The 23,593-nt window shown below is 71.4% G+C and carries 14 protein-coding genes; 5 read left to right on the top strand and 9 right to left on the bottom strand.

The features are described 5' to 3' along the window. Positions 1–84: 84 nt before the first annotated feature. The 3 genes from FHS38_RS07210 (at position 85) to FHS38_RS07200 (ending at position 4,412) form a co-directional block, all read left to right on the top strand. Positions 85–888: an SMP-30/gluconolactonase/LRE family protein gene (locus FHS38_RS07210; protein WP_184731939.1), complete on the top strand. Its 804-nt coding sequence runs from the start codon at positions 85–87 to the stop codon at positions 886–888. Positions 889–958: 70 nt separating this feature from the next. Then, complete coding sequence (locus FHS38_RS07205; RefSeq protein WP_184731938.1) at positions 959–1,432, top strand: hypothetical protein; 474 nt, start codon at positions 959–961, stop codon at positions 1,430–1,432. Between the two features lie 4 nt (positions 1,433–1,436). Further along, entirely contained in the window at positions 1,437–4,412 is a 2,976-nt protein-coding gene (locus FHS38_RS07200; protein ID WP_184731936.1) for an AfsR/SARP family transcriptional regulator, read from the top strand. A 215-nt stretch (positions 4,413–4,627) separates the two neighbouring features. On the opposite strand, the gene FHS38_RS07195 is transcribed toward FHS38_RS07200, so the two are convergent. Continuing rightward, a complete protein-coding gene (locus FHS38_RS07195; RefSeq protein ID WP_184731934.1) occupies positions 4,628–5,386 on the bottom strand; it encodes a class I SAM-dependent methyltransferase in 759 nt (252 codons plus the stop codon). A 129-nt stretch (positions 5,387–5,515) separates the two neighbouring features. Between FHS38_RS07195 and FHS38_RS07190 the strand changes: the two genes are divergently transcribed. Beyond that, positions 5,516–8,545, top strand: a complete 3,030-nt coding sequence (locus FHS38_RS07190; protein WP_221494672.1) for an AfsR/SARP family transcriptional regulator — start codon at positions 5,516–5,518, stop codon at positions 8,543–8,545. A 5-nt stretch (positions 8,546–8,550) separates the two neighbouring features. Here FHS38_RS07190 and FHS38_RS07185 read toward each other — a convergent pair whose 3' ends face one another. From FHS38_RS07185 to FHS38_RS07160, 6 genes are all read right to left on the bottom strand, one after another. Beyond that, positions 8,551–14,541, bottom strand: coding sequence for a non-ribosomal peptide synthetase (locus tag FHS38_RS07185; RefSeq protein ID WP_184731923.1), 5,991 nt, complete (start codon positions 14,539–14,541; stop codon positions 8,551–8,553). A gap of 28 nt (positions 14,542–14,569) precedes the next feature. Further along, positions 14,570–14,770, bottom strand: a complete 201-nt coding sequence (locus FHS38_RS07180) for an MbtH family protein (protein WP_184731921.1) — start codon at positions 14,768–14,770, stop codon at positions 14,570–14,572. A gap of 60 nt (positions 14,771–14,830) precedes the next feature. Further along, positions 14,831–15,607 (bottom strand): thioesterase II family protein, encoded by a 777-nt coding sequence (locus tag FHS38_RS07175; RefSeq protein ID WP_184731919.1) that lies wholly within the window; start codon positions 15,605–15,607, stop codon positions 14,831–14,833. A gap of 86 nt (positions 15,608–15,693) precedes the next feature. Then, positions 15,694–17,553 carry a non-ribosomal peptide synthetase gene (locus FHS38_RS07170; protein WP_184731917.1) on the bottom strand — a complete coding sequence of 620 codons (1,860 nt, stop codon included), beginning with the start codon at positions 17,551–17,553 and terminating at the stop codon, positions 15,694–15,696. Then, positions 17,550–18,584 (bottom strand): TauD/TfdA family dioxygenase, encoded by a 1,035-nt coding sequence (locus FHS38_RS07165; protein WP_184731915.1) that lies wholly within the window; start codon positions 18,582–18,584, stop codon positions 17,550–17,552. Before FHS38_RS07165 ends, FHS38_RS07170 begins: the two co-directional genes overlap by 4 nt. Positions 18,585–18,891: 307 nt before the next feature. Further along, positions 18,892–20,136, bottom strand: coding sequence for an MFS transporter (locus tag FHS38_RS07160; protein ID WP_184732235.1), 1,245 nt, complete (start codon positions 20,134–20,136; stop codon positions 18,892–18,894). 202 nt (positions 20,137–20,338) lie between these two features. Between FHS38_RS07160 and FHS38_RS07155 the strand changes: the two genes are divergently transcribed. Beyond that, positions 20,339–21,358 (top strand): helix-turn-helix domain-containing protein, encoded by a 1,020-nt coding sequence (locus tag FHS38_RS07155; RefSeq protein ID WP_229822754.1) that lies wholly within the window; start codon positions 20,339–20,341, stop codon positions 21,356–21,358. 17 nt (positions 21,359–21,375) lie between these two features. Here the strand turns inward: FHS38_RS07155 and FHS38_RS07150 are convergent, their stop codons facing one another. Together FHS38_RS07150 and aurI are read right to left on the bottom strand one after the other, a co-directional pair. After that, positions 21,376–22,662: a condensation domain-containing protein gene (locus FHS38_RS07150; protein ID WP_229822753.1), complete on the bottom strand. Its 1,287-nt coding sequence runs from the start codon at positions 22,660–22,662 to the stop codon at positions 21,376–21,378. Between the two features lie 209 nt (positions 22,663–22,871). Further along, on the bottom strand, positions 22,872–23,561 hold the full coding sequence (gene aurI / locus FHS38_RS07145; RefSeq protein WP_184731911.1) for a demethylluteothin O-methyltransferase: 690 nt from the start codon (positions 23,559–23,561) through the stop codon (positions 22,872–22,874). Between the last annotated feature and the right edge of the window lie 32 nt (positions 23,562–23,593).

Raw genomic sequence — 23,593 nt, 5'->3', positions numbered from 1 at the left:
ATGGCCGGCGGGCCGGGGACGTCGACGGCGGCATCCCGGCCGTCGACTGCGACGGCCCTGGATCCCTGTCAGGAGCGGGCCACCGTGAAGGTGTTCCAGGAAGGCGGCGTTCCGCTGCTGGACTGGCGGGAGAACCTGGAGTTCGACGGGCGCGGCACGCTCTGGGTCGCGCATCTGACCAAGAACCGCGTCGAGGGGTACGCCCCTGACGGGACGCTGAGGACCAGCTTCCCCGTGCCCGGCCCGGGCGGCATCCGGCGTGGTGCGGACGGGATGATGTACGTCGACTTCGGTGTGAATCCGCTGGCGCGGGACGGCGGCATCATGCGGTTCGACCCGGCCGCCGCCCGGCCGCGGGCCGAGCGGTTCGTGAACGGGATATCCGGCGTCAACGGCCTCGCCGTGGACGCCGACGGCAACTTCTACCTCAGCCGCGAGCTGGCCACCGGCATCGTCAAGATCCGGCCGGACGGCACCAAGGACGAGGAGTGGACGAGGAAGGCGGACGTCTTCGGCACCAACGGCCTGGAGGTCGTCGGCGACCAGCTGTACGCGAGCGTCATCACCAGCACGGCGTCCCCGGTCGTACGGATCCCCCTGAAGGACCCGGCGCACCACACCACGGTCACCGAGCTCAGCCCGAACCCTCTGAAGATCAAGCTCCTCGACGACCTCACCTCCTTCGACGGCGATCTGGTGGTCGCGAGCTTCCGCGACGGCGAACTGATCCGGGTGGACCCGGCGACCGGCCGGTCCTGCGTCCTGGCGAACGGTCTGCGGATGCCCAGCAGCGTCCGGGTCGCCCGTGCCTTCGGCGACCACGACCCGCGGCGCGACCTGTTCGTCGTCGAAGCCTCCGGCCGCATCGTCAAGGTGACGGTCGGCTGATCGAGTCGGTGGTCGACGCGTTTATCGATCATTTACGGTTCATGCACCGGCAACGTGGAAATTGTCCGTCATGACGAAGAGACGTTCGATCACTCACCGGTTGTCCGCCACCGCCGCCACCGCGCTGCTCGCCACCACGGCCCTGCTGACGACCGGCGGTACCGCTCATGCCGAGCGCAATGACAGTGCCGCCACCCTCTGGAACAACGAGACCCTCACCCCCGGCGACCACATCACCAACGGCCGGGCACGGCTCGTGATGCAGCACGACGGCAACCTCGTCGCCTACGAGGGCGACGAGGCGCGTTGGAGCACCCGCACGGTCGGCTGTGGCAGCAGGACCGTGATGCAGGCGGACGGAAACCTGGTGGTGTACGCACCGGACGGCCATGCGTGCTGGGAAAGTCACACCGCCAAGGAGCAGCTCACCGTGCCGGCCTGGGACGTCATGAAGCTCAAGCTGGAAGGCGACGCCTCCTTGCAGATCATCACGATGCCCTACAGCGAGGCGCCCTACTTCGCTCAGGTCTGGGCGTCGAAGTAACGACATGACGAAGCTCCGGTTCGCTCTCCTCGGCCCCGTGCGGGCCTGGTACGACGACGTCGAGGCCGATCTGGGCAGACCCCAGCAGCGCGAGCTGCTCGCGGCCCTGCTGGCCGCCGCCGGACGGACGGTGGCGGTGCCCCTGCTGGTCGACGGTCTGTGGGACGAAGGCGAGCGGCCGGACCGCCCGGAGCACGCCGTCCGTACCCACGTCTACCGGCTGCGCGGTGTCCTGGCCGAGCACACCGCCGAGCCCCTTCTCGTCACGGTCGGCAACGGCTACGCCCTGCGGGTTCCCGCCCAGGCCGTCGACGTATGGGAGTTCGAGCGGGCGGAGGCCCGGTCCGAGCGCGTCCGGGCCTCCGGCGGCACGGCGACCGAGGCCCGCGCGGTCCTGGACCGGGCGCTGGAGCTGTGGTCGGCCGAGCCGCTGGCCGGGCTCCGCGGCCCGCAGGCCCGGACGGTGCGCGCCCGGCTCGCCGGCGTACGGCAGTCGCTGCTCGAGCGCCGGCTGGAGCTCGACGCGGAGATCGGCGACCGCCCGAACCTGGCCGCCGAGACGGGTGCGCTGGCGGTCGAGTTCCCCACCAGCCAGCGGCTGCGCGCCGTACAGATGCTCGCGCTGTACCGGTCGGGCCGCCAAGCCGAGGCGCTCGGCGTCTACGAGGACACCCGGCGGGACCTGGACGCCGAAACGGGCCGGCGCGCGCCCGCCGAACGTTTGCCCAGCGCGGCCCTGCGGGAGCTGCACCAGAGGATCCTGCGCTCCGATCCCACGCTCCACCTCCCCGAGCAGACGCCCCGCTCCCCCGTGGCAACGGGGCCTCGGCGTCCGGCCCCGCTCCCCTGCGTGGTCGATGACTTCACCGGGCGCCGGGAGGAGGTCGAGACGCTCACCGGCATGCTCACGCTCCCGGACACGTCAGCTGTGGTCGTCTCCGCGGTCAACGGCATGGCCGGCGTCGGCAAGACCACGCTCGCGGTCCACACGGTCCGCGGGCTGCCACCGGACCGGTTCCCCGACGGCCATCTGTACGCGGACCTGCGCGGCGCCGACCACGAACCCCTCGATCCGCAGGCCGTCGTCGTCGCGTTCCTGAGGGAGCTGGGCACGGCAGAAAAGGACATTCCGGAGGACGGCGCCGAGCGGATCGCGCTGTACCGCTCCTCGCTGGCGGAACGTCGACTGCTCCTGCTGCTGGACAACGCCGCGTCGGACGGACAGGTGCGGCCGCTGATCCCCGGGTCCGCCGACTGCTCGGTGCTGATCACCAGCCGCGCCCGGCTGACCGGGCTGGCCGGTGCGCGCCACCTGCGGCTCGATGTACTGACCTCCGCCGAGGCCGTCGAGCTGCTGCGTCGGATCGTCGGCGCCCGCCGGGTGGACGCCGAACCGGAGGCGGCCGCCACGCTGGCCGCCGCGTGCGGTTTCCTCCCGCTGGCCCTGCGGATCATCGCCTCGCGCCTCGCCGCGGAACCGGGGTGGACCCTGGCCGGGATGGCTCGCCGGCTGGCCGACGAACGCCGGAGACTGGACGAGCTGCGCACCGAGGACGTGGCGGTGGAGGCCACGTTCGCCCTGTCGTACTCCAAGCTCACCTCGGAACAGGCCCGCGCCTTCCGGCTGCTGTCCGCCCTGGACGTGCCGGACCTCGGCCTGCCGTGCGCGGCCGCGCTGCTGGGGACCGCCCCCGGGGCTCCGGAGGACACGGAGGACCGCGTCGGCAGTGCCGAGGAGCTGCTGGAGTCGCTCGTGGACCTCAATCTGCTGGAGTCCCGCGAGCTCGGCCGCTACCACTTCCACGACCTCGTCCGTGCCTTCGCCCGGACCGCCGGCTCCCGGGAGGACGCGCCCGCGACGGTGACCGCGGCCTTCGCCGGGCTCCTGGACTTCACCCTGAGCACCGCGCGCAACGCCGACGCCGTCGCGCACTCGGTCGAACCCGCCGAGCGCACCCTCATCGGCGTGCCCGTGGACTCGCCCGGGCTCGCCTTCGCCACCGCCCAGGACGCCACCGACTGGATGCGCGCGGAGATCCCCGTGCAGCGTGCCCTGGTCGCCCGCGCCTGCGCCGACGACGGTCTGCCCCTGGCCCAGGCAGCCGACCTCGTCGACAAGCTCAACACCGTGCTCTCCGGCATATCCCACCTCACCGCTGTCGGCGAACTCGCCGGGGACGTCGCCGATGTCGCCGCGCGGCGCGGCAACCATGACGCCGAAGCCCTCGCCCGATACGTCCGGGGCAACGCCCTGTGGCACGCCAACTCCTACGGGCCGGCGGAGGGCGAGCTCACCCGCGCCCTCGCCCTGTGCACCGACGACGCCCACTTACGGCTGCGCGCGTCGGCCCACCTCACTCTGTGCGCGGGCGCCCGCACCCACGGACGCTTCGACGACGCCATCGCGCACGGAGAGGCGTCGGTGCGCCTCTTCCACACCTTGGGCGCCGCCACGGCCGAAGGCACCGCGCTGGGCGAGTTGGCCTTCAACTACGCCAGGCGGAACAGGCTCACCGAAGCGCGTGCGGCAGCCGAGCGGGGCGCCTCGTTGGTCTGCGGGCAGAACGGCGAGGCATCGGTGTCCAGCGCCATCTCCCTGTACTACCTCGCTCGCGTGCTGCGCCTGTGCGACGCCGCCGACGAGGCCCTCCGGCACGCCCGGGACGCGCTGTCCCTCTTCCGTACCCTGGGTGTGTCCGCCTTCGAGGCGGCCACCGGCAATCTCATCGCCGAGCTGCACGCCGAGGCCGGACACCACGCCCTCACCGCCGAGACCGCCGAGACCTTCCTCCCCCTGGCCCGCCGGACGAGCGGCATCCTCGAAGCCGGGCTGCTCCGATCGCTGGGGCGCGCCCTGAGCCGTCTCGGCCAGGCCGCGAGGGCCCGGGCCTGTCTGCGGACCGCCCTCGAGCTCTTCGAGCAGCGCGAGGCACGGGCGGACGTCGAGCAGACCCGGGCCCTCCTGGAGAACCTCACCTGACCTGGCGTTTTCCGGCTCCGCGCTCACCCTGACCGCCGGTTCGGTCTCGGCCGCCTCCGGCGGCGGCTGCAACGGCGAGACGTGGAAGCAGGCCTGCGTCAGCGCGGACGGCGGCAACGTCAGATTCGACGTGCACGCCCGATTCGCCAACGCCGACGCCAACTGCCGGGTGGAACTGGTCCGGATCGACGCGACCTGCGTCCAGAGCCCCCTGCTCAACCGGTAGCCGCGTCCGCCCCGGCCGCCCGCTTCCCCACCCGGGGAAGCAGTGCGGCCCGGGAGGGCCCGGTGACCGGCAGGGCCCGCGCCCAGGTGCGGTCACCGGTCAGGTAGGAGTCCACGGCGAGCCCCGCCTCGGCCAGGGCGAGTTCGAAGGCCCCCGTGGTCAGGGGGCGTGAGAGAAACGTCTGGGTCCATCGCACGTCCGGAAAGAGGTATTCGACGTGGACGGACCGCACACCGGGGCGGACCGGCTCGGAGGACACCACCCGGATGACGCCCCCGGTGATCTCCCTCTCCCGGGGCAGGTTCTCGTGCCGGTCCTCGCTCTCCCGCTGGATCAGCACGCATCCGTCGTCCGCGACGTGCTGTCGGCAGGCCCGCAGCAGTCGTCGGCGGACCTCCAGATCACCGGTGTGAATCAGGAACGACCCCAGTAACACCACGTCGAAGCGCTCGTCGAGCTCCAGTTCCTCGATCGGACCGCAGACGGTCCGGGCGCCGCGGACCCGCTCCAGCATCTGGCGGGATTCGTCGACGGCGGTCACGGTGAAGCCCCGTTCGACCAGCGGATGCGTCACACGGCCCACGCCGGACCCCAGCTCGAGGATGCGGGCCCGGGCGGGGACCGCACCTTCGATGACGTCGGGCTCGTCGCCCACGGGGAGCCGTTCGTACAGCTCGACCGCGCACCCGTCGGGCGTCATGGCTCCCGGCCCGGTCCCTCGATGCCCCTCGCGCACCCATCCGCTCATCTCACCATCGGAGCACAGCGGGGGCGGTCGTGAAAGACCGCCTCTCCCACCCCGGCGGGCCGCCCCATATGATCATCAACCATCCGTCGGGGTAGGGGGAGACGTTCGCAGGTGCACACGCCGCACGAATTGACTCGCATCCGGTTGCTCGGTCCCGTCCAGTTCGTTCCGGCCCAGGGGGCGGCCTCCCGCCCCGGGGCGCCGGGGCCACAGACCGTGCTGGCGGCCCTGGCTCTGCGCGCGGGGTCCCTGGTGACCGTCGACGAGTTGATCGACGGGCTGTACCAGGACGATCCGCCGTCCTCCGCCCGGCGCGTGGTCGTGAACTACGTGCACCGGCTACGGACGCACATCGACCGGGTGGACGCGGACGGCGGCGCGCGCCCGCCCTCGGTCATCGGAACCACGGCCGACGGATACGTGCTGCGGCTTCCCGAGGAGTGCGTGGACGCGCTGCGGTTCGGTCAGCTCACCGCACGCGCCAGGCTCCGGGCCCGGGACGGCGACCCCTCGGCCGCCGTGGGTTGTCTGGAGGAGGCGCTCGGGATGTGGCGGGGCCCGGCTCTGGCGGGGCTGCCGGGGCCCGGTGCCGAGGAACAGCGCCGTGCGCTGACCGAGCAGCGCGCGTCCGCGGTGGAGCACCGACTGGAGCTGTTGCTCGAGTGCGGGCGCAGCGCGGAGCTGGTGCCGGACATCCTGCGCGCCCTGGAGGCGTACCCGTACCGGGAGCGGTTGCACGGTGCGCACATGCTGGCGCTCTACCGTTCGGGGCGCGGCGCCGAGGCGCTGCTGGCCTACGACCACGCCCGCCGGGTGCTCGCGGACGAGCTGGGCATCGACGCGGGTCCCGCGCTCCGGGCGCTGCACGCGGCCATCCTGGCGGAGGACCGGGCGCTCCTCACGGCCCCCGGCACGGTCGCCGCGGGGCCACCGTCGCGGGCGGAACTGGTCCGGGCGGGTGATCAGGGTCCGCCGCCGCCCGCTCAGCTTCCGCCCGTGCCCTGCGACTTCACCGGCCGTCACGACCAGATATCCGAGCTGGTCTCCGCGCTCACCGAGGGGGCCGAGCACACCGTCGCGGTCATCACGGGCATGGGCGGGGTCGGCAAGACCGCACTGGCCCTGCGCACGGCGCACGCCGTTGCCGGGACCTATCCCGACGGGCAGCTGTACGCGAATCTGCGCGGGCCCGACGGAACTCCGTGCGACCCGGCCGGGGTCCTGACGAGTTTTCTGACCGCACTGGGCGTTCCGCACGAGCGTTTCCCGGCTTCGCTCGTCGACCGCACGGCACTGTTCCGTACCCTGCTGTCGCAGCGCGCCGTGCTGGTCGTGCTCGACAACGCCACCAGCGTGGCGCAGGTCGAACCGTTGCTGCCCGGCGCGGCCCGGTGCGCCGCGCTGATCACGGCCCGGGCCCTGGCGGCGATGCCCGCCACCCTCGTCGTGCCCCTGGTGGGTCTGGGCCCCGGCGATGCCGTGGAGCTGATCGCCAAGGTCGCCGGGGTGCGGCGGCTCGAGGAGGAGCCGGATGCCGTCGCGGCGCTGGCGGCGGCCTGCGGGCACCTGCCGCTGGCGCTGCGTGCGGCCGGGGCCCGGCTGGCGACCCGGCCGGCGTGGACCGTCGCCACGCTGCTGACACGCGTGTCGGACCAGGCCAGGCTGCTCGGAGAGCTTCGGGTGGGCGAGCTGACCGTCGAGGCGGTCTTCGAATTGTCGACCTCCCAGTTGGCTCCCCGGCAGGCCCGGGCGTTCATGGCGCTGTCCATCCCGCACTGCGCGGACTTCGACGTCAAGGGCGCGGCCGCCGTTCTCGAACTGCCGGAGCAGGAAACCGAGACGATACTGGAGGCGTTGGTCGACGCCGTACTCCTGGAGACCCGCGCACCGGGCCTCTACCACTTCCACGACCTGGTCGGCGCGTACGCACGGGCGAAGGCACAGGCGGAACTGACCGAGCGGGACCGCCGTGAGGTGGTGCGCCGCGCGGCCGACTACCTGTGTGCCGGCGTCGTCGCCGCGGTGCGCGCCACTCAGCCCCTGGCCGGGCCGCTGACCGCGGAGATCCACCCGAGGCGGTCGGCGGGCGCGGACGTGGGAACGGGGTGCGATGTGACGGAGTGGGTGCGGGGCGTGCTGCCCACGGTGGCCGCGGTCGTCGAGCAGGCTGCGGCCTGTGGCGACCCCGACGCGGTGGCGCTGGCCGTGGACATCGTCACTCTCGTGCCCTGCTTCGAGGAGATCGTGCCGCTCGGGCCGCTCGCGCCCGCCGCGACCGCTCTGGTCCCGGCCGCCCTGGCGCATTGCGGCGGGGACATCGCGGGCACCGCCCACTACGCGGCGGGAGTGATCCTCAAGAAGCATTCCTCTCCCGAATCGCTCCATCGCTCACGCGCCCACCTGTTGAAGGTCCTGGAGATCTTCGCGGACGCTCCGGCTCCGGGCGACGGCCACCGGCCGTTCCTGCTGGTGCTGTTCACCCTGGCGATGCTGGCCGAACTGGAGCTTCAGTTCGGGAACTTCGCGGCGGCCCGCGACTGCGCCGAGCGGTCGGTGGCCCTGGCGGCGGTCAGCGGTGACCGGGAGCTGGTCGCGCGACGGCGCACCGTCCTGCTGCAGATCGAGGTCGAGGACCCGGAGCGGCGGACGGAGCTGGCCCTGATCGGTTCGCGGTGCCGGGAGTTGGCGGGAGTCTTCACCCGGGGCGAGGACGAGAAGTGGCTCATCAGGACGATGATGACCGAGGCGGACAGCCTGTTGCACGGCGGCGGCCACGCGGCGGCGGCCGGGCTCTACCGTCAGGTGCTGGGACGTGCCCGGGGCAGCGGCCATGCCCGCAACGAGACGGAGTGTCTGTTCCGGCTCTCCGAGGCGCTCCTGGCGACCGGGGACACCGGGGGCGCCGTCGATACCGCGCGGGACGCCCTGGCCGGTGCTCGACTGGCCGGGGAACCCCTGCTGATGGCGCGTAGTCACCGGGCTCTCGGCAGGGCCCTACGGACGGTGCACGAGGAGACGGCGGGCGCGGCGCACCTGGCGCAGGCCGAGGAGCTGTACCGGGCTCTGCGACGGCCCGCGGAGACGGTGGCGGACGCCATGGCGGGGTCCCGTCCGGGTGCGGTGTCGCAGCACCCGGACGGGACCCGGTCACTTCGGTGAGGCCGTCACTGCCCGTGCCGGCCCAGCCAGTCGGCCAGTACGGGACCGATCCGGTCGAGTCGATCCGGCCGGGTCAGCTCACCGTGAGCTCCCCGTACGGGGGTGACCTCGATCCGGCCCGTCACATGGGCCTCCCAGTCGTGCGGGCGGGCCGAGCCCGGCGCCTTGTCCTCGGTCGCCTCGAAGACCAGCACATCCCCCTGGAACGTCCTCGGCGTGAAGCCGTCCTGCAAGGCGGCGTTGTGGGCGAACACGCGGGTCATGGCCGCGAGGCCCCGGTCCCCGAGCAGGGCGAGCGGGCTGGTGGCGTCGGTGGCCGAGTCCGGCCGGTGTCCCAGTGAGGCGAACAGGGCCTGCCTGAGCTCCGCCTCGCCCATCTCCCCCTCCCCCGGTTCACCGACGGGCGGGTAGCTGTCCAGCAGTACCAGGGAGTCGACCCGCTGCCCCTCCTCCTGGAGCCGCACTGCCATCTCGTGGGCCGCGACACCGCCGAAGGACCAACCGAGCAGGGAGTACGGCCCCTCGGGCTGCACGGACCGGATCTGCGCCAGATAGGCCTCCACCATCTCGGCCATGCTCGCCGGCGCGGCATCCGGTTGCGTGAGCCCGTGTGCCTGGAGACCGTACAAGGGCTGGTCGGACGGCAGATGACGGAGCAGCCCGGAGTACACCCAGCTGATGCCCGCCGCCGGGTGGACGCAGAAGAGCGGGCGGGGCGGGGCGGCGTCGCCCGGGAGCGGTGCACCTGCCGGCCGGCGCATCTTGCGGAGCGGCAGCAGCACCGCGAGGGAGTCCTCCCCCCGGTCCTCGGCGGTGTCGAGCCGCTCGGCGAGGTCGGCGACCGTGGGGGCGTCGAACAGGGTCCTGATGTCCAGCTCGGCTCCCAGCACCGAGCGCACCCGGCTGATCAGCTGCGTCGCGAGCATCGAGTGGCCGCCGAGCGCGAAGAAGTCGTCGTCGACACCCACCGCGGGCACCCCGAGGACCTGCCCGAACAGCCCGCACAGCAGCTCTTCGCGCACCGTCCGCGGAGCGCGCCGGACGGCCGTCGCTCCGTCGCCCGGCGCGGGCAGGGCCCGCCGGTCCAGCTTTCCACGGGAGGTCAGCGGCAGGGCGTCCAGGAAGACGAACGCCGACGGCACCATGTGGCGCGGCAGTCTTTCCGTCGCGAACCGGCGCAGTGCGGCCGCGTCCGGGGCGGCGCCCGCCGCACCGTCGGGGCCGGCGACCACGTAGGCCACCAGGCGGCGGTCGCCCGGGCGGTCCTCGCGGACGATCACGGCCACGTGGCCGACCGCGTCGTGCCCGGCGAGGACCGCTTCCACCTCACCCGGCTCGATCCGGAATCCCCGGATCTTCACCTGGTCGTCGGCGCGGCCCATGTACTCCAGCACCCCGTCGGCGTGCCATCTGACCAGGTCCCCGGTCCGGTACATCCGCTCGCCGGGCGGCCCGAACGGGCAGGCCACGAACCGCTGCGCCGTCAGGCCCGGACGGCCCACGTAGCCGCGTGCCACCCCCGTGCCCGCCAGGTACAGCTCGCCGACCACCCCCACCGGGGCCGGGCGCAGCCTCTCGTCGAGCACGTACACGCGGTTGTTCCCCATGGGGCGGCCGATCGTCGGCCGCTCGTGGTCGGCGACGGTCGCGTACGAGACGTACACCGTGCCCTCCGTCGGGCCGTAGCCGTTGACGGTGACCGTGCCGGACACGGCTCGTAGGTCGTTCCACAGGGCCTGGTCACAGCCCTCACCACCGAGCTCGATGATGCGCGGCCGTGACGCCTGCCCGTCGGACAGCAGTCCCGCCGCCATCAACTGACGGCAGTACGTGGGAGACACCTCCAGGTAGTCGATGGCCTCCGCGGCGACGTACTCGACCAGCGCCCGCGGGTCGCGCCGGATCTCGTCGTCGATCAGGTGCAGCTCGTGGCCGCCCATCATCCACAGCAGCGGGCACCAGGAGGAGTCGAACGTCAACGGCCCGGTCAAGGCGGCCCTGATCCGGTGGCCGTCCGCCGACCAGGAGGCGTAGACCTCGCCGAGGTGGCCGTGGAACAGGTTGGCCAGGCTGCGGTGTTCGACCGCCACGCCCTTCGGCCGTCCGGTCGAACCGGAGGTGTAGATCACGTAGGCGAGATGCTCCGGCGTCAGCCGGACGGGCCGGTCGGCGGGGCCGGGGTCGACGGGCGCATACCGGGTGAGGGTGGCGCGGAGGGTGGGGTCGTCCAGGGGCAGCAGAGCCGGCGTCGTACCGCAGTGCGGCTGGAGCCGGTCGGCGTGGCCCGTGTCCGTCAGCACCAGCGTCGGTGCGGCGTCGTCCAGCATGAGAGCCAGCCGGTCCACCGGGTACTCCGGGTCGAGCGGCACGTAGCAGGCGCCTGCCTTGAGCACGGCCAGCAGGGCGACGAGGTGCTCGCCGGTGCGTGGCAGCAGGGTGGCCACGTGCTGTTCCGGTCCCACGCCCTGCCCGATGAGCAGCCAGGCCAGCTGGTTCGCCCGGGTGTTCAGCTCACGGAACGTCAACGCACCCCGCGCGTCCACGAGCGCGGTGGCGTCGGGCATGCGCCGCGCCTGCTCCTCGAAGATCTCGTGCAGCATCCGGTTGTCGGGCAGCGCGCGAGCGGTGTCGTTCCACTGCACCAGGAGGCGGTCCCGCTCCAGCGGGGAGAGCAGCTCCAGCGATCCGATGGGGGCGTCGGGGTTGGTGACGGCCGCATCGAGGACGCGGAGGAGGTGCCGCGTCAGGGATTCGGCGGTGGAGTGGTCGAAGAGGTCGGCGGAGTAGTGCAGCAGACCGTCGATGCCACCGGGCTCGCTCTGCTCGTCACGGCCCTCCACGAATGTGAAGTCGAGGTCGAATTTGGTGGGGGCGGTGTCGAACCCCTGGGGGGTGACGGTGGTGCCCGGGAGGCCGAGGGTCGCTTCGGCGTTGTTCTGGAGGACCAGCATCGTCTGGAACAACGGGTGCCGGGCGGCGGTACGGTCCGGGTTGAGTTCCTTCACCAACTGCTCGAACGGCAGATCCTGATGGGCGAACGCCGCCAGATCACCTTCCCGCACCCGCTGAAGCAGCTCCGAGAACGTCGGATCACCCGAGGTGTCCGTACGCAGCACAAGGGTGTTCACGAAGAAACCGACGAGATCGTCGAGGGCCTGGTCCGTACGGCCGGCCGTGGCCGTGCCGAGGGGAATGTCGGTGCCCGCGCCGAAGTGGGTCAACAGTGCGGCCAGGGCAGCTTGGAGCGACATGAAGAGGGTCGCGCCGTGGCCGCGGGCGAGTGTGTCGAGTTGCCCGTGGAGTTCGGCGGGGATGTGGAAGTGGATGAGCCCGCCGGTGTGGGTCGGCTGAGCGGGGCGAGGACGGTCGGCGGGAAGAGCGAGTTCCTGAGGGAGACCGGCCAGGGTACGGGTCCAGAACTCCGACTGCCCCTCCCCGATGCCATCCAGCAGATCACGCTGCCACAGCGCGTAGTCGGCGTACTGCACCGGCAGCGGCCGCCACCGCGGAGTCTCGCCGTCCAGACGGGCCCGGTAGGCGGTGGAAAGATCCCGCAGCAGCGGCGCCTCCGACCACCCGTCACTGGCGATGTGATGCAACGTCAGCAATAGCACGTGCTCATCACGACCGGCCGAGAACAATGTCACACGGAAGGGCAGCTCGGTGGCCAGATCGAACGAGGCGAACGCCGAAGCCTGGACCAGGGACGGCAGATCCTCGGCGGCACATGGCCTGACCGCCACCTTCACCCGGGCATGCTCGGGCGCCAGGATCACCTGGCGAGGCTCACCGTCGATAGCGGGAAAGGTCGTCCGCAGTGCCTCGTGGCGGGCCACCACGTCACCGACCGCCACTTGCAGGGCTTCCGCGTCGACCGTGCCCCGGATCCGGAAAGCGAAAGGCGCGTTATAGGTCGGGCTCTGCTCCAGACGGTCCAGGAACCACAACCGCTGCTGGGCGAAAGACAACGGCAGTACTTCGGGCCGGGACCGCACCACGACCGCGGGGCGAGCGTCGTCCCCCTGCCCCAACCGCTCCGCCAGACCAGCCACCGTCGGCGCGGAGAACAACTCCCGGACACCCAGCTCCACACCCAACACCGAGCGGATACGACCGAGGAGCCGGGTGGCGAGCAGCGAGTGGCCGCCCAGGGCGAAGAAGTTGTCGTGGACGCCCACACCGGGCACCTTCAGCACCTCGGCGAACAGCCCGCACAGCAACTCCTCCTGCACGGACCGCGGGCCACGCCCGTCATCGCCTTCCTCCTGCGCCTCCTCCGCTGCCTCAAGGGCACGCCGACGCTCCCCCGCCCGCCCCAGAAGCACCCGCTCCTGCTCGGCCGACTCGAAAACCTCCAGCGAACCGACGGCGGCATCCGGGGCGGTGGTGACGGCGTCGAGGACGCGTACAAGGAGACGCGGAAGGCACGCGGCGGTGGAGTGGTCGAACAGGTCGGTGGCGAACTGAAGGATTCCCGCGATCCCCGCAGGGCTCTCGGCCGCGTCCCGCTGTTCCGCGAAGCTCCAGCCGAGGTCGAATTTGGTGGGTGCGGTGTCGAACCCCTGGGGGGTGACGGTGGTGCCCGGGAGGTCGAGGGTCGCTTCGGCGTTGTTCTGGAGGACCAGCATCGTCTGGAACAACGGGTGCCGGGCGGCGGTACGGTCCGGGTTGAGTTCCTTCACCAACTGCTCGAACGGCAGATCCTGATGGGCGAACGCCGCCAGATCACCTTCCCGCACCCGCTGAAGCAGCTCCGAGAACGTCGGATCCCCCGAGGTGTCCGTACGCAGCACAAGGGTGTTCACGAAGAAACCGACGAGATCGTCGAGGGCCTGGTCCGTACGGCCGGCCGTGGCCGTACCCAGCGGCACGTCCGTACCCGCACCCAGACGGGTCAGGAGAGTCGCGAGAGCGGCCTGTAGGGCCATGAAGAGGGTTGATCCATGGCCCTGGGCCATGGATTCCAGACGGGCGTGGAGTTCGGCGGGGATGTGGAAGTGGATGAGCCCACCGGTGTGGGTCGGCTGAGCGGGGCGAGGACGGTCGGCCGGAAGAGCGAGCTCTTGAGGGAGACCGGCCAGGGTACGGGTCCAGAACTCCGACTGCTCCTCCCCGATGTCATCCAGCAGATCACGCTGCCAGAGCGCATAGTCGGCGTACTGCACCGGCAGCGGCCGCCACTCGGGCGCCCTGCCCTCGACGCGGGCCCGGTAGGCAGCGGAGAGGTCCCGCAGCAACGGGGCCTCCGACCATCCGTCACTGGCGATGTGATGCAACGTCAACAACAGGACGTGGTCATCGTGCTCAGCCGAGAACAAGGTCACACGGAACGGCAGCTCGACGGCCAGATCGAACGAGGCGAAAGCCGAAGCCTGGACCAAGGACGGCAGATCCTCGGCGGCACACAGCACGACCGCCACCTTCACCCCGGCGTGCTCGGGCGCCAGGATCACCTGGCGGGCCTCACCGTCAGCCGCGGGAAAGACCGTACGCAGTGCCTCATGGCGGGCCACCACGTCACCGACCGCCACTTGCAGGGCTTCCGCGTCGACCGTGCCCCGGATCCGGAAAGCGAAAGGCGCGTTATAGGTCGGGCTCTGCTCCAGACGGTCCAGGAACCACAACCGCTGCTGAGCGAAAGACAACGGCAGCACTTCGGGCCGGGACCGCACCACGACCGCGGGACGAGCGGCCACCCCCTGCCCCAACCGCTCCGCCAGACCGGCCACCGTCGGCGCGGAGAACAACTCCCGGACACCCAGCTCCACACCCAACACCGAGCGAATGCGGCTCAGTAGCTGGGCGGCCCGCAACGAGTGGCCGCCCAGGGCGAAGAAGTTGTCCTCCACGCCCACGCTGGGAACGTTGAGCACCCGCGCGAACAAGCCGCACAGCAACTCCTCCTGCACGGTCCGCGGACCGCGGCCGCCGGAGTCACCACTGCCGTACCCCCCGTCGGCGGTCTGTTCCGTCGGCGGGCTCTGCACTTCGGTCATGACACTTCCTTGGAGTTCCGGGAACGGTTCACTGGCCCACGGCGGTCTTCGGCGACAGGTCGCTCCAGTTCGCCTCGATGTGGTCGAGGCACGCCTGGTGGCCGGCCGCGCCGTGCGTCACGGTCCAGCCCATGGGGGGCGCGATGTGCGACGGCCACAGGGAGTGCTGGTTGCGGCCGTTGACCAGGACCAGGTAGGTGCCGTCGGGGTTCTCGAAGGGATTCGTCACGAAGGGGGGTCCTTTCCGATGAGGAGCGGGGTGGGAGAGAAGCGGGGAGGAGCGGCGGAATCAGGCGGGTGCCGGGGCCATGGACGCGGTGAGCGCGGTGATGTGGACGGGCAGCTCACGCCAGATGTCCGGGGTGTAGAAGTGCCCGCCGGGCAGTACGTCGTGGCGGTAGGGGCCGAGCGCGACCCTGCTCCACTGGTCTCCGGCGTCCTTCTCGATGACGTCGTCATCGGTCGCGGAGAGCATCTGGACCGGGACGCTCACAGCGGTCCCCGGCCGGTAGCCGAAGGTGTCGCGCACGCGGATGTCCTCGCGCATGAGCTCGACCGCCATGTCCTGGAGGTCGGGATCCTCCATGACGTGCGCGGGCATCAGACCGTTGCTCAGCATCCAGTCCAGCAGCTGCGCGTCGCTGTCCTGGCGCGCGGGGAACATGTCGCGGGGGGTGAGGCCACGGTCGGGGGCGTTGCACGAGGAGACGACCAGTGCTTCGGGCAGCGGCCCGCCGCTGCTTTCGATGCGGGACGCCACGTCGAAGGCCATCCATCCGCCCATGCTGTGGCCGAACAGCACGTACGGCCCGTCGACGGCCGAGAGCACGGCGGTCGTGGTGTCGGCGGCGAGTTCCTCCCAGTCCCTCGCGCACGGCTCCAGGAAACGTCCCTCCCGACCCGGGTAGCAGATGGCGGAGAGGGCCACGTCCTCGGGGACGTGTTCGCTCCACGCGTGGTAGGGCCCGGTGCCCCCGCCGCAGAAGCCCAGGCAGAGGAGTGTGCGCCGGGTGTTGTGGTCCGGCTGTTTGATCCGGATGACGGTGGTGTCCTGTCGTGCGGCCATCGTGGCCCTCTCTTTCTCGAACGGATCCCGGCCGCCGCGTCGCCGCCACGGTGACCGGCCGGGGGCAACGGTCCGCGGTGCGCCGGTCAGCGGCCGACGCGCACGGTCTCGACGTGCTGCGCGAGGTCCCTGAGCCGGGGGTGCCGGTAGACCTCGCGGGCGGACATGGCGATCCCGAGCTGTTTCTTCAGCCGGGCGACGACGCGCAGGGCGATCAGCGAATGGCCGCCCAGGGCGAAGAAGTCGTCGTCGGCCCGGATGTGCGCACGGCCCAGCACCTCGGACCACACATCGGCTATGAGCGTCTCGACCTCGCCGTCCGGGGCGTGGTGCCGCGCCGCGTCGTCCTCCGGCTGTGCGGCGGCGTCCGCGGCCTGTTCAGGGGCCGGCAGGGCGGCGAGGTCGACCTTGCCATTCACCGTCAGCGGCAGGGCGTCGAGGGTGACGTACGCGGTCGGGAGCATGTACTGCGGCAGGATTCCGGCCAGATGGTCCCGCAGCGCGTCCGGGCCCGGTGCGGCGGCCGCCGCGGAACCTCCCGTGCCGTCCGCCGCGACGAGGTACGCGGCCAGTTGCTCCCCGGCGGCCGGGCTGCTGTGCAGGGTGACGACCGCGGTCGTCACACCGGGGTGGGTGGCCAGGGCCGCCTCGATCTCCCCCAGCTCGACCCGGTAGCCGCGGATCTTCACCTGCCGGTCGATGCGCCCCAGGTACTCCAGGGTCTTGTCGGCGCGGCGGCGCACCTTGTCGCCGGTGCGGTACATCCGGCTGCCGTCGGCCGCGAACGGGTCGGCGACGAACCGGGTCGCGGTGAGCGAGGGCCGTCCCACGTACCCCGCCGCCACCCCGGCGCCCGCCAGGTGGAGTTCGCCTTCCTCACCGTCCGCCACCGGCCGCAGCGCGGCGTCCAGGACGTGGGCGCGTACCCCCGGCAGCGGGTGGCCGATGTGCGGGGAGCCGCCCTCGATCCATGTGGCGGTGGCGTCCACCGTGCACTCGGTGGGACCGTAGAGGTTGAGCGCTTCGAGTCGTCCCTCGGCGCGTTCGGCCGCGAGTTCACGCCAGGTGGGCTCGGGTACCGGCTCACCGCCCATGAACAGCCTCAGCCGCCGTCCTTCGGCGGCACGCACGAGCAGGTCGGCCCGGAGCAGGTGCCAGTGCGACGGGGTCAGGTCGAGGTCGTGCACACCGTGCCGGTCCAGGACCTCGCACAGTCGGGCGGGGTCGGTGCGCTCCTCCTCGCCGAGCACCACCAGGGTGTCGCCCCGGCACACCCGCGCCCACTGCTGGACGGAGGCGTCGAAGGAGACGCTGGCGTTCCAGGCGACGACGCGGGGCTCCTCGGCGTACATGCCCGCCGCCTCCAGCCCGGACATCAGGGCCGCCACACCGCCGCGGGTGGTCTCGACGCCCTTCGGGGTGCCCGTCGAGCCGGAGGTGTAGATCACGTACGCCGGGGCGTGCGCGGGGGTCCGGACCGGCGGCTCCGGGTGCCGGCCCGGTGAGGCGGGGAGCTCCGTGAGGGAGAGCGTCTGTACGCCCTCGGGCCACACCTGTTCGTCGTCGGCCGTCAGCAGGGTCCTGATGCCCGCGTCCCGCACCATCGCGTGGAGGCGCTCCGTCGGGTACGCGGGGTCGAGCGGAACGTAGGCGGCGCCCGCCCGCCATACGGCGAGCAGCGCGACGACGAGGTCCGCGCCGCGGGGAAGGCTGACGCCGATGTGCTCGCCGGGTGCGGCACCTCGCACGGTCAGGGCCTTGCCCAGCTGGGCGGTTCGTCGGTCGAGTTCGGCGAAGGTCAGGCTGCCGCGCTCGTCGTGGACCGCTGACCGGTCCGGTGTGGCCGCCACTGCCTGCTGGAAGCGGGCCAGGAGGTCGGCGGGGTGGTCCCGGTGGTGGTCCGGGGCCGGCGTGCTGCCGTACGGCTCTTCGGTAATGGCGGTCACGCGTGCTGGTCCTCTCGTGGGGCGGGGGCCACCGTGGGCCGGCAGTCCGCGAGTTCTACGGGGTCGCCCATGGCGACGACGATGCGCCGGTCGCCCCGGAAGGGGTCCCGGCCGTGGGTGCACAGGACGTTGTCGACGAGCAGTACGTCGCCGGGCTGCCAGGTCTCACGGAGCGTCGCACCCTCGTAGGCGGCGTTGATCGTGTCGATGTCCTCCCGCGTCAGCGGCACTCCGTCACCGAGGGCCGTCTCGAAGGGCAGCCCGTCGGGTCCGAACTCGTCGAGCAGGGCCTCGCGGAGCTCCTCGTCCAGGGACCAGGAGTTCCAGAAGGCCATGTGGTTGAACCAGACTTCCTCGCCCGTCTCGGGGTGGTGGATGATGCCGGGGCGGAGCTGCCGTGTGCGCAGGCCGTCCGAGGCGTCCCACTCGCAGGAGACGAGGTTGTCCGCGCAGTACTTCTCGACGTCCTCCCTGCTGTCGGCCGCGAAGGCGGTCCGCCAGTCCAGGGAGATGTGCTCCGAGTAGGTGCGCATCAACAGCCAGCCGGCGGAGCGCATCCGGGCGACCAGGTCGGCGGGGAGGCGGCGCAGCACCTCGCGGCAGTCCGCGACCGGTGTCGCTCCGCCCTCCTCCGGAGCGGTCAGGCAGGAGAACAGCAGCAGCCCCGGGAAGGTCAGGGTGTAGCTGTTCTCGTTGTGCATCCGGATGGGCTGGTTCGGTGGGAGGTCGGTGGAGGAGTAGACGTCGTTGCCGTAGCTGCTGCGCGGGGTGGCTTTCTCCCGGTAGGGGGTGCGCCGGGGTACGAGGGCGTCCCGCACCTTCGCGAAGTCGTCGATGTCGTCGATCGGGAGGCCGCGCAGGTAGAGCGAGCCGTGCCGGTGGAGTGCGGCGCGCAGCTCCGATCGGATCGAGGTGAGCCACTGGCCCGCCTCGTCGGCGTCCGCGAACCGGGGGACGTGTGTCGTCGCCGGTTTTCCGGTTTCGATGGTCCAGGTGAGTGTGCCGATGGTGTCGGGCCGGGAAGAACTCATGATGATGCTCGTCCTTTCGTGCTGTTGCCGACGGATTTCCTCGTGTGCCGCTCCGGAAAGGTCACCCCCATCCGGTGTCGCTCTCCGTCGATGACGGGTGGGTCGTCTTCCGTACCGGGCCCCGGGAATGAATCACGGAGTACTTCCTCCCACTTCCGGATGTGCTGGGGATTTCTCGGTCGTCCGAGGGGTTTCACGTTGTCAGCAAAGAGCGCCGCATCCCAGTGAGTTCGGGGATTATCTTCGCGCCTGTCGCATATATGAGAGGGGTGAGCGGCGGATACGAAAACGGTGGCGGGCGGCTCGCTCAGTTCGTCCCGGGCTCCCGCACCGGCAGATCCCTGCGGGTGCGGATCGGTGAGCAGCACAGGATCAGCGCGGCCAGCGGCATGCCCACGGTCATCAGCCCCATCGTCGGGCGGACCCCGAGCCAGGCGCCCAGTCCCCCGGCGGCCAGCGCGCCGAGCGGCAGCGTCCCGTAGTTGAGGAACGCCGAACACGCGGTGACCCGGCCGAGTACCTCCGAGGCGCAATAGGCCTGGGTGAAGCCCGCCTTGATGATGTTGCCCGCCACGACGCCCAGCGCGCCCGCCGCATAGCCCACGACGAAGAGCGCCAGTCCCGCGTCCCGCGTCGTGAGTGCCATGAGGGGGGCGAGCGCGGGGACGCCGAGCTCGAACAGCAGCAGGGCACGGGCGGTCCCGAAGCGGGCCGCGCACCGTCGCACCAGCAGCGCGCCCAGGACCCCGCCGGCACCGCCGACCCCCACCAGGGCCCCCACCGCGCCGGGCGAAAGGCCGACGTCGCGCACCAGGAACACCACGAGGAGGGAGTTGCAGCCGCCCAGGAAGAAGTTGGAGACGGCCCCGAAGAGCGTGAGACTTCGCAGATACGGATCGCGGACGACCAGGTCCACCCCCTCCGCCACTTCCCTGAGCAGCGCGCCACGCGCCCGTTCGGCCGCGGCGGCGGGAGGCGGCGGCTCCCGGCGCCGGATGCGGGCCACGCACACGAGGGAGACGAGGAAGGTCGCCGCGTTGGTCAGTATCCCGTTGACCGCGCCGACGGACTGGGCGATCAGCCCGCCGGATCCGAATCCGGCGATCTGCGCAGCGGAAGCGCTGCCGTGCAGCTTCGCATTGCCCTCGGCCTGGTCGGCGGGGCCGACCAGGGTGGGGAGATAGGCGGTGTACGCGGTCTGGAAGAAGACGGCCGCCGCCCCGGCCAGCAGGGCGACGAGCAGGAGTTGCCCGATACCGAGCACCCCGAACCAGGCGGCGACGGGCACGCTCAGGAACAGGGCGCCGGAGACGGCGTCGCTGACCATCATGACCGTTCTGCGGCGCAGCCGGTCCACCCAGACCCCGGCGGGGAGCCCGATCAGCAGCCAGGGCAGCCAGGTCGCGGCGTTGAGCAGGCTCACCTCGAAGGTCCCGGCGTGCAGGACGGAGACGGCGGCCAGCGGCAGCAGCACCGTCGTGACCGAGGCGCCGAATTTGCCGGCGGACTCACCGCACCACAGCAACCGGAAGTCCCGGTGGCGGCGCAGCAGCCCGCCGCGAGGCGCCCGCCCCGCCGCCCGCCCGGCCCCGTCCGTCCCTTGCGCGGCGTCCGCTCCCGGCGCGCCCTGTCGTCCCGTCCGGGGTTTCACTTTCACGTGGACATTCCCGTCTCCTCATCGTTGACTGGCTGTTGACCCGTCCTGCCTAGGCTTCCTACTGATCGGCGGACAGTGCTGGCGCAAGAGGAGGGTCATGAATACCTCGAGGCCGTTCGGCCACATGGAACTGAGTCAGGAAGCTCTGCGCGTCTTCGAATTCGCGGCACAGCGAAGCGTGTGCGGCGCAAAGGATTTCGGTGCTCTCGGACTCGACGACGACACCACGGAACGGGCGCTCAAGGAACTTCTGGGAATGCGGTTACTGTCCCGCACCGAATCGGGGACCGACCGCTTCACCGCGGTGCCGCCACGGACCGCCGCCAATCGGATGCTGCGCCCGATGGAACGTCATATCCGGGAACAGCACGAGGAAATCGAGCGGTTCCGGTGGATGTTCGAGTCACTGCTCCCGACGTACGAGTCGGGTTGGGCACACCGCTCCGACGCGGAACCGGTCGAGCTGATCACCGATCTCGGTGTCGTCCAGGAGACCATCGAGGAACTGATGCTCTCCTGCCACGAGGAGGTGCTCGCCGCACAGCCGGGCGGTCCCCGCTCGCCCCGGGCCCTGGAGGAGGCGGCGGAGCGGGACAACCGGACACTGGCGCGCGGCGTCGCCATGCGCACGCTCTACCAGCACACCGCCCGCTACCACCAGCCGACGGTGGAACGCGTGCGGCGCATGACGAGCCTGGGAGCGGAGGTGCGTACCCAGTCCGAGGGCCTCTGCCGCATGCTGGTCTTCGACCACCGGGTGGCGTTGCTGGGCCTGCCGGACGACCCGCAGGCGGCGCTGGTGGTGCGCGAGCCCCATCTCATCCACTGCATGCGGGCCTTCTTCGACTGCTGCTGGCGTGGCGCCTCCCCGTTCCCCCTCACCTTCGACACGGCGTCGGCGCTGCGCATCTCCGGGGAGATCCAGGAGTCGATCGCCGCCATGCTCTCCGAGGGCCTGGAGGACAAGTCCATCGCACGGCGCCTGGGCATGTCGGTGCGCAGCTGTCAGCGCCATGTCTCGGAGATCATGAAGGCCGTCGGCGCCACGAGCCGTTTCCAGGCCGGCTACCTCCTCGGGCAGCTCCGTGCCGACAGGGCTGCCCGAGGGGAGGAGTGAACGCGCGCCGCGGGCGGTCAGCCCCGGCCGAGGGCGCGCAGGGCCGTCGCCGGATCGACCGAGGCCAGTTCCCCGACGAGGAGACCGAGGCCGTCGGCGTGGGCTTGCGTCTCCTCCGCCGAATAGTTGGCGGGATTGGCCTCCACACAGATGGCGGTGCCCTCGCTCCCCGAGCGTGAGTCGAAGCAGAAGCCCAGGTCCGGGATGGGGCCGGTGACCAGGGTGTGGACCACGCCCTTGGCCGCTCCGAAGTGCAGGTCGCGGTCGAAATTCAAGATGTTGACCAGCGGTCCGACTCCCTGCTGTGCCGGGTGGTCCGGTCGTGCGGACAGCGCCCGCCGGAACTCCTCGTAGCGGTACCGGTGGTGGCGCAGCGCCTGCCGGATCCGGCCGTCCGCATGCTGGAAGGAGTCCCGTACGGACCGGCCCGGCTCCACGGCCACCCGCATCGGCAGGATGTTCGCCATCGGAGCGATGACGTCACGCAGCTTGCGGGTGGGGCGGCCCGCCACGGAACAGCCGAACGTCACCTCTTCCGCCTCGGTGGCCTGCCACAGGTAGAGGGCGGCCGCCGTGATCTGGAAGTGCGCCGGGGACACCCCGAGCCGTTCACTCTGCTCATGGATCGCGTCGATCACGGCCCGTGGGAGAACGTGCTCGCCGTTCCTGGCGACGGGCGCGGGCGGTGCGTCCGCCTTCAGCCGCCCCGTGACCGGCCAGACGGTCGCCTCCTGCTCCCAGAAATCCCGGTCGGTCCGGGCCAGGCGGCCCGCCCGGTAGGCCCGGTCGTGCTCGAGCGCGGTCGTCACGGGCTCGAAGGGGTTCGGGGACGACGGCGTCCCGCTGTGCAGCGCGTTGTACAGATCCGCCGTCCTGCGGGCGAGCACGGCGCAGCTGTGGGCGTCCAGCAGGATGTGGTGGAAGCGCCGGAACCAGAAGTGGCGGTCGTCCGACACCTTGATCAGGGCCGCTGCGAGCAACGGGCCGCGGGTGAGGTCGACCGGCCGGTCGAGTTGCGCCCGCATCCAGGCCAGGGCCTCGGCCTCGGGATCGGGGGTGCCGCTCAGGTCGAGGACGTCGAAGTCCCATTCCGCCGGCCCCAGTTCCTGGGCCGGTGCCCCGTCGGGTGCCGTGACGAACCGCGCACCCAGTGATCCGGCTTCGTCCACGGCGGTACGAGCCGCACGTTCCAGGAGCGCCCCGTCGACGGCGCCGGTGATCTCGTAGTAGTCACCGACGTTGTAGACCGTGCTGCTCGGTTCCAGGATCTGGGATATCCAGATCTCCAGTTGGAATGCGGTCAAGGGGACATGCACGTTCGTCGCTCCAGACACCTCGGGATCCGTCGTGGTCCCACCCTGGCAGCCACGCCGGTCGGGGCCCAGGCCGGAGCGGGGGTGGTGTTCCCGTCTGTCGTGCATCCGAGGGGCCGCGCGGCGGGGAGGCGGTCGAGGCGCGAGGAAAGCGGTGCGGCCCGGGATCCTTCCCCGGGCCGCACCGCTGCTTCGTCGGCTCAGGAGGCCGTCCAGGCACGCCAGATGCCCACGCAGCCGCGTACCGTCAGCTGGTAGCGGTCGAAGTGCGTCTCGAGCTGGTCGCGAAGGTCGTCGTACGTGTCCTGCTCGTTGTGGAAGACGCCCTGCTTGTTGAGCCACCCCATCATCTGACGGCCGCCGAAGGTCACGGGGACGCCGGACGACAGCACGGTGGCGCCGAAGACGACGCCTCCGGGGCGGACCGCGGCCCCGGCGTGCGCGAGTGCGATCCCCTTCTCCTTCAGGCTCCCCGGAACGCAGTGCAGCAGGTAGCTCATCCCGACCGAGTCGAAGGACTTCTCCGGTACGGGCAGCGGCTCCAGGACGTTCGCGCGGACCGTGCTGACGTCGTAGCGCCGGAGGCGGTGTGCCGTGTGGGCGAGGGAGTTGGGGTTCAGGTCGGCGAGCGTGATCCGCGGGTCGGGCACCGGGAACCGGGCGTGGTCGAGGAGGTAGCCGGTGCCCACCCCGATCTCCAGGTGGTGGGCACCGACGCAGGTGTCGTACATCTGCCGGGACACCGCCGGCGGGCAGCGCCAGCACAAGGGCGCGGTGCCGCGGAACACGGCGAGGTCGTAGAGGTTGAGGAACGACTTCGTGTACCCGGACTGTCCCTCGATGACGTCCTGGTCGAGGAGCTGGTTGGTGCTTGCACTACTGGTGTTCATCACATTCCTGTCGTGTCGGGACGTCGCGTCCT

This window comes from Streptomyces netropsis (genome assembly GCF_014203545.1).
Lineage (GTDB): Bacteria > Actinomycetota > Actinomycetes > Streptomycetales > Streptomycetaceae > Streptomyces > Streptomyces netropsis.
Note: the sequence above shows the minus strand (reverse complement) of the source record. Positions and strands in the feature narration are given on the sequence as shown.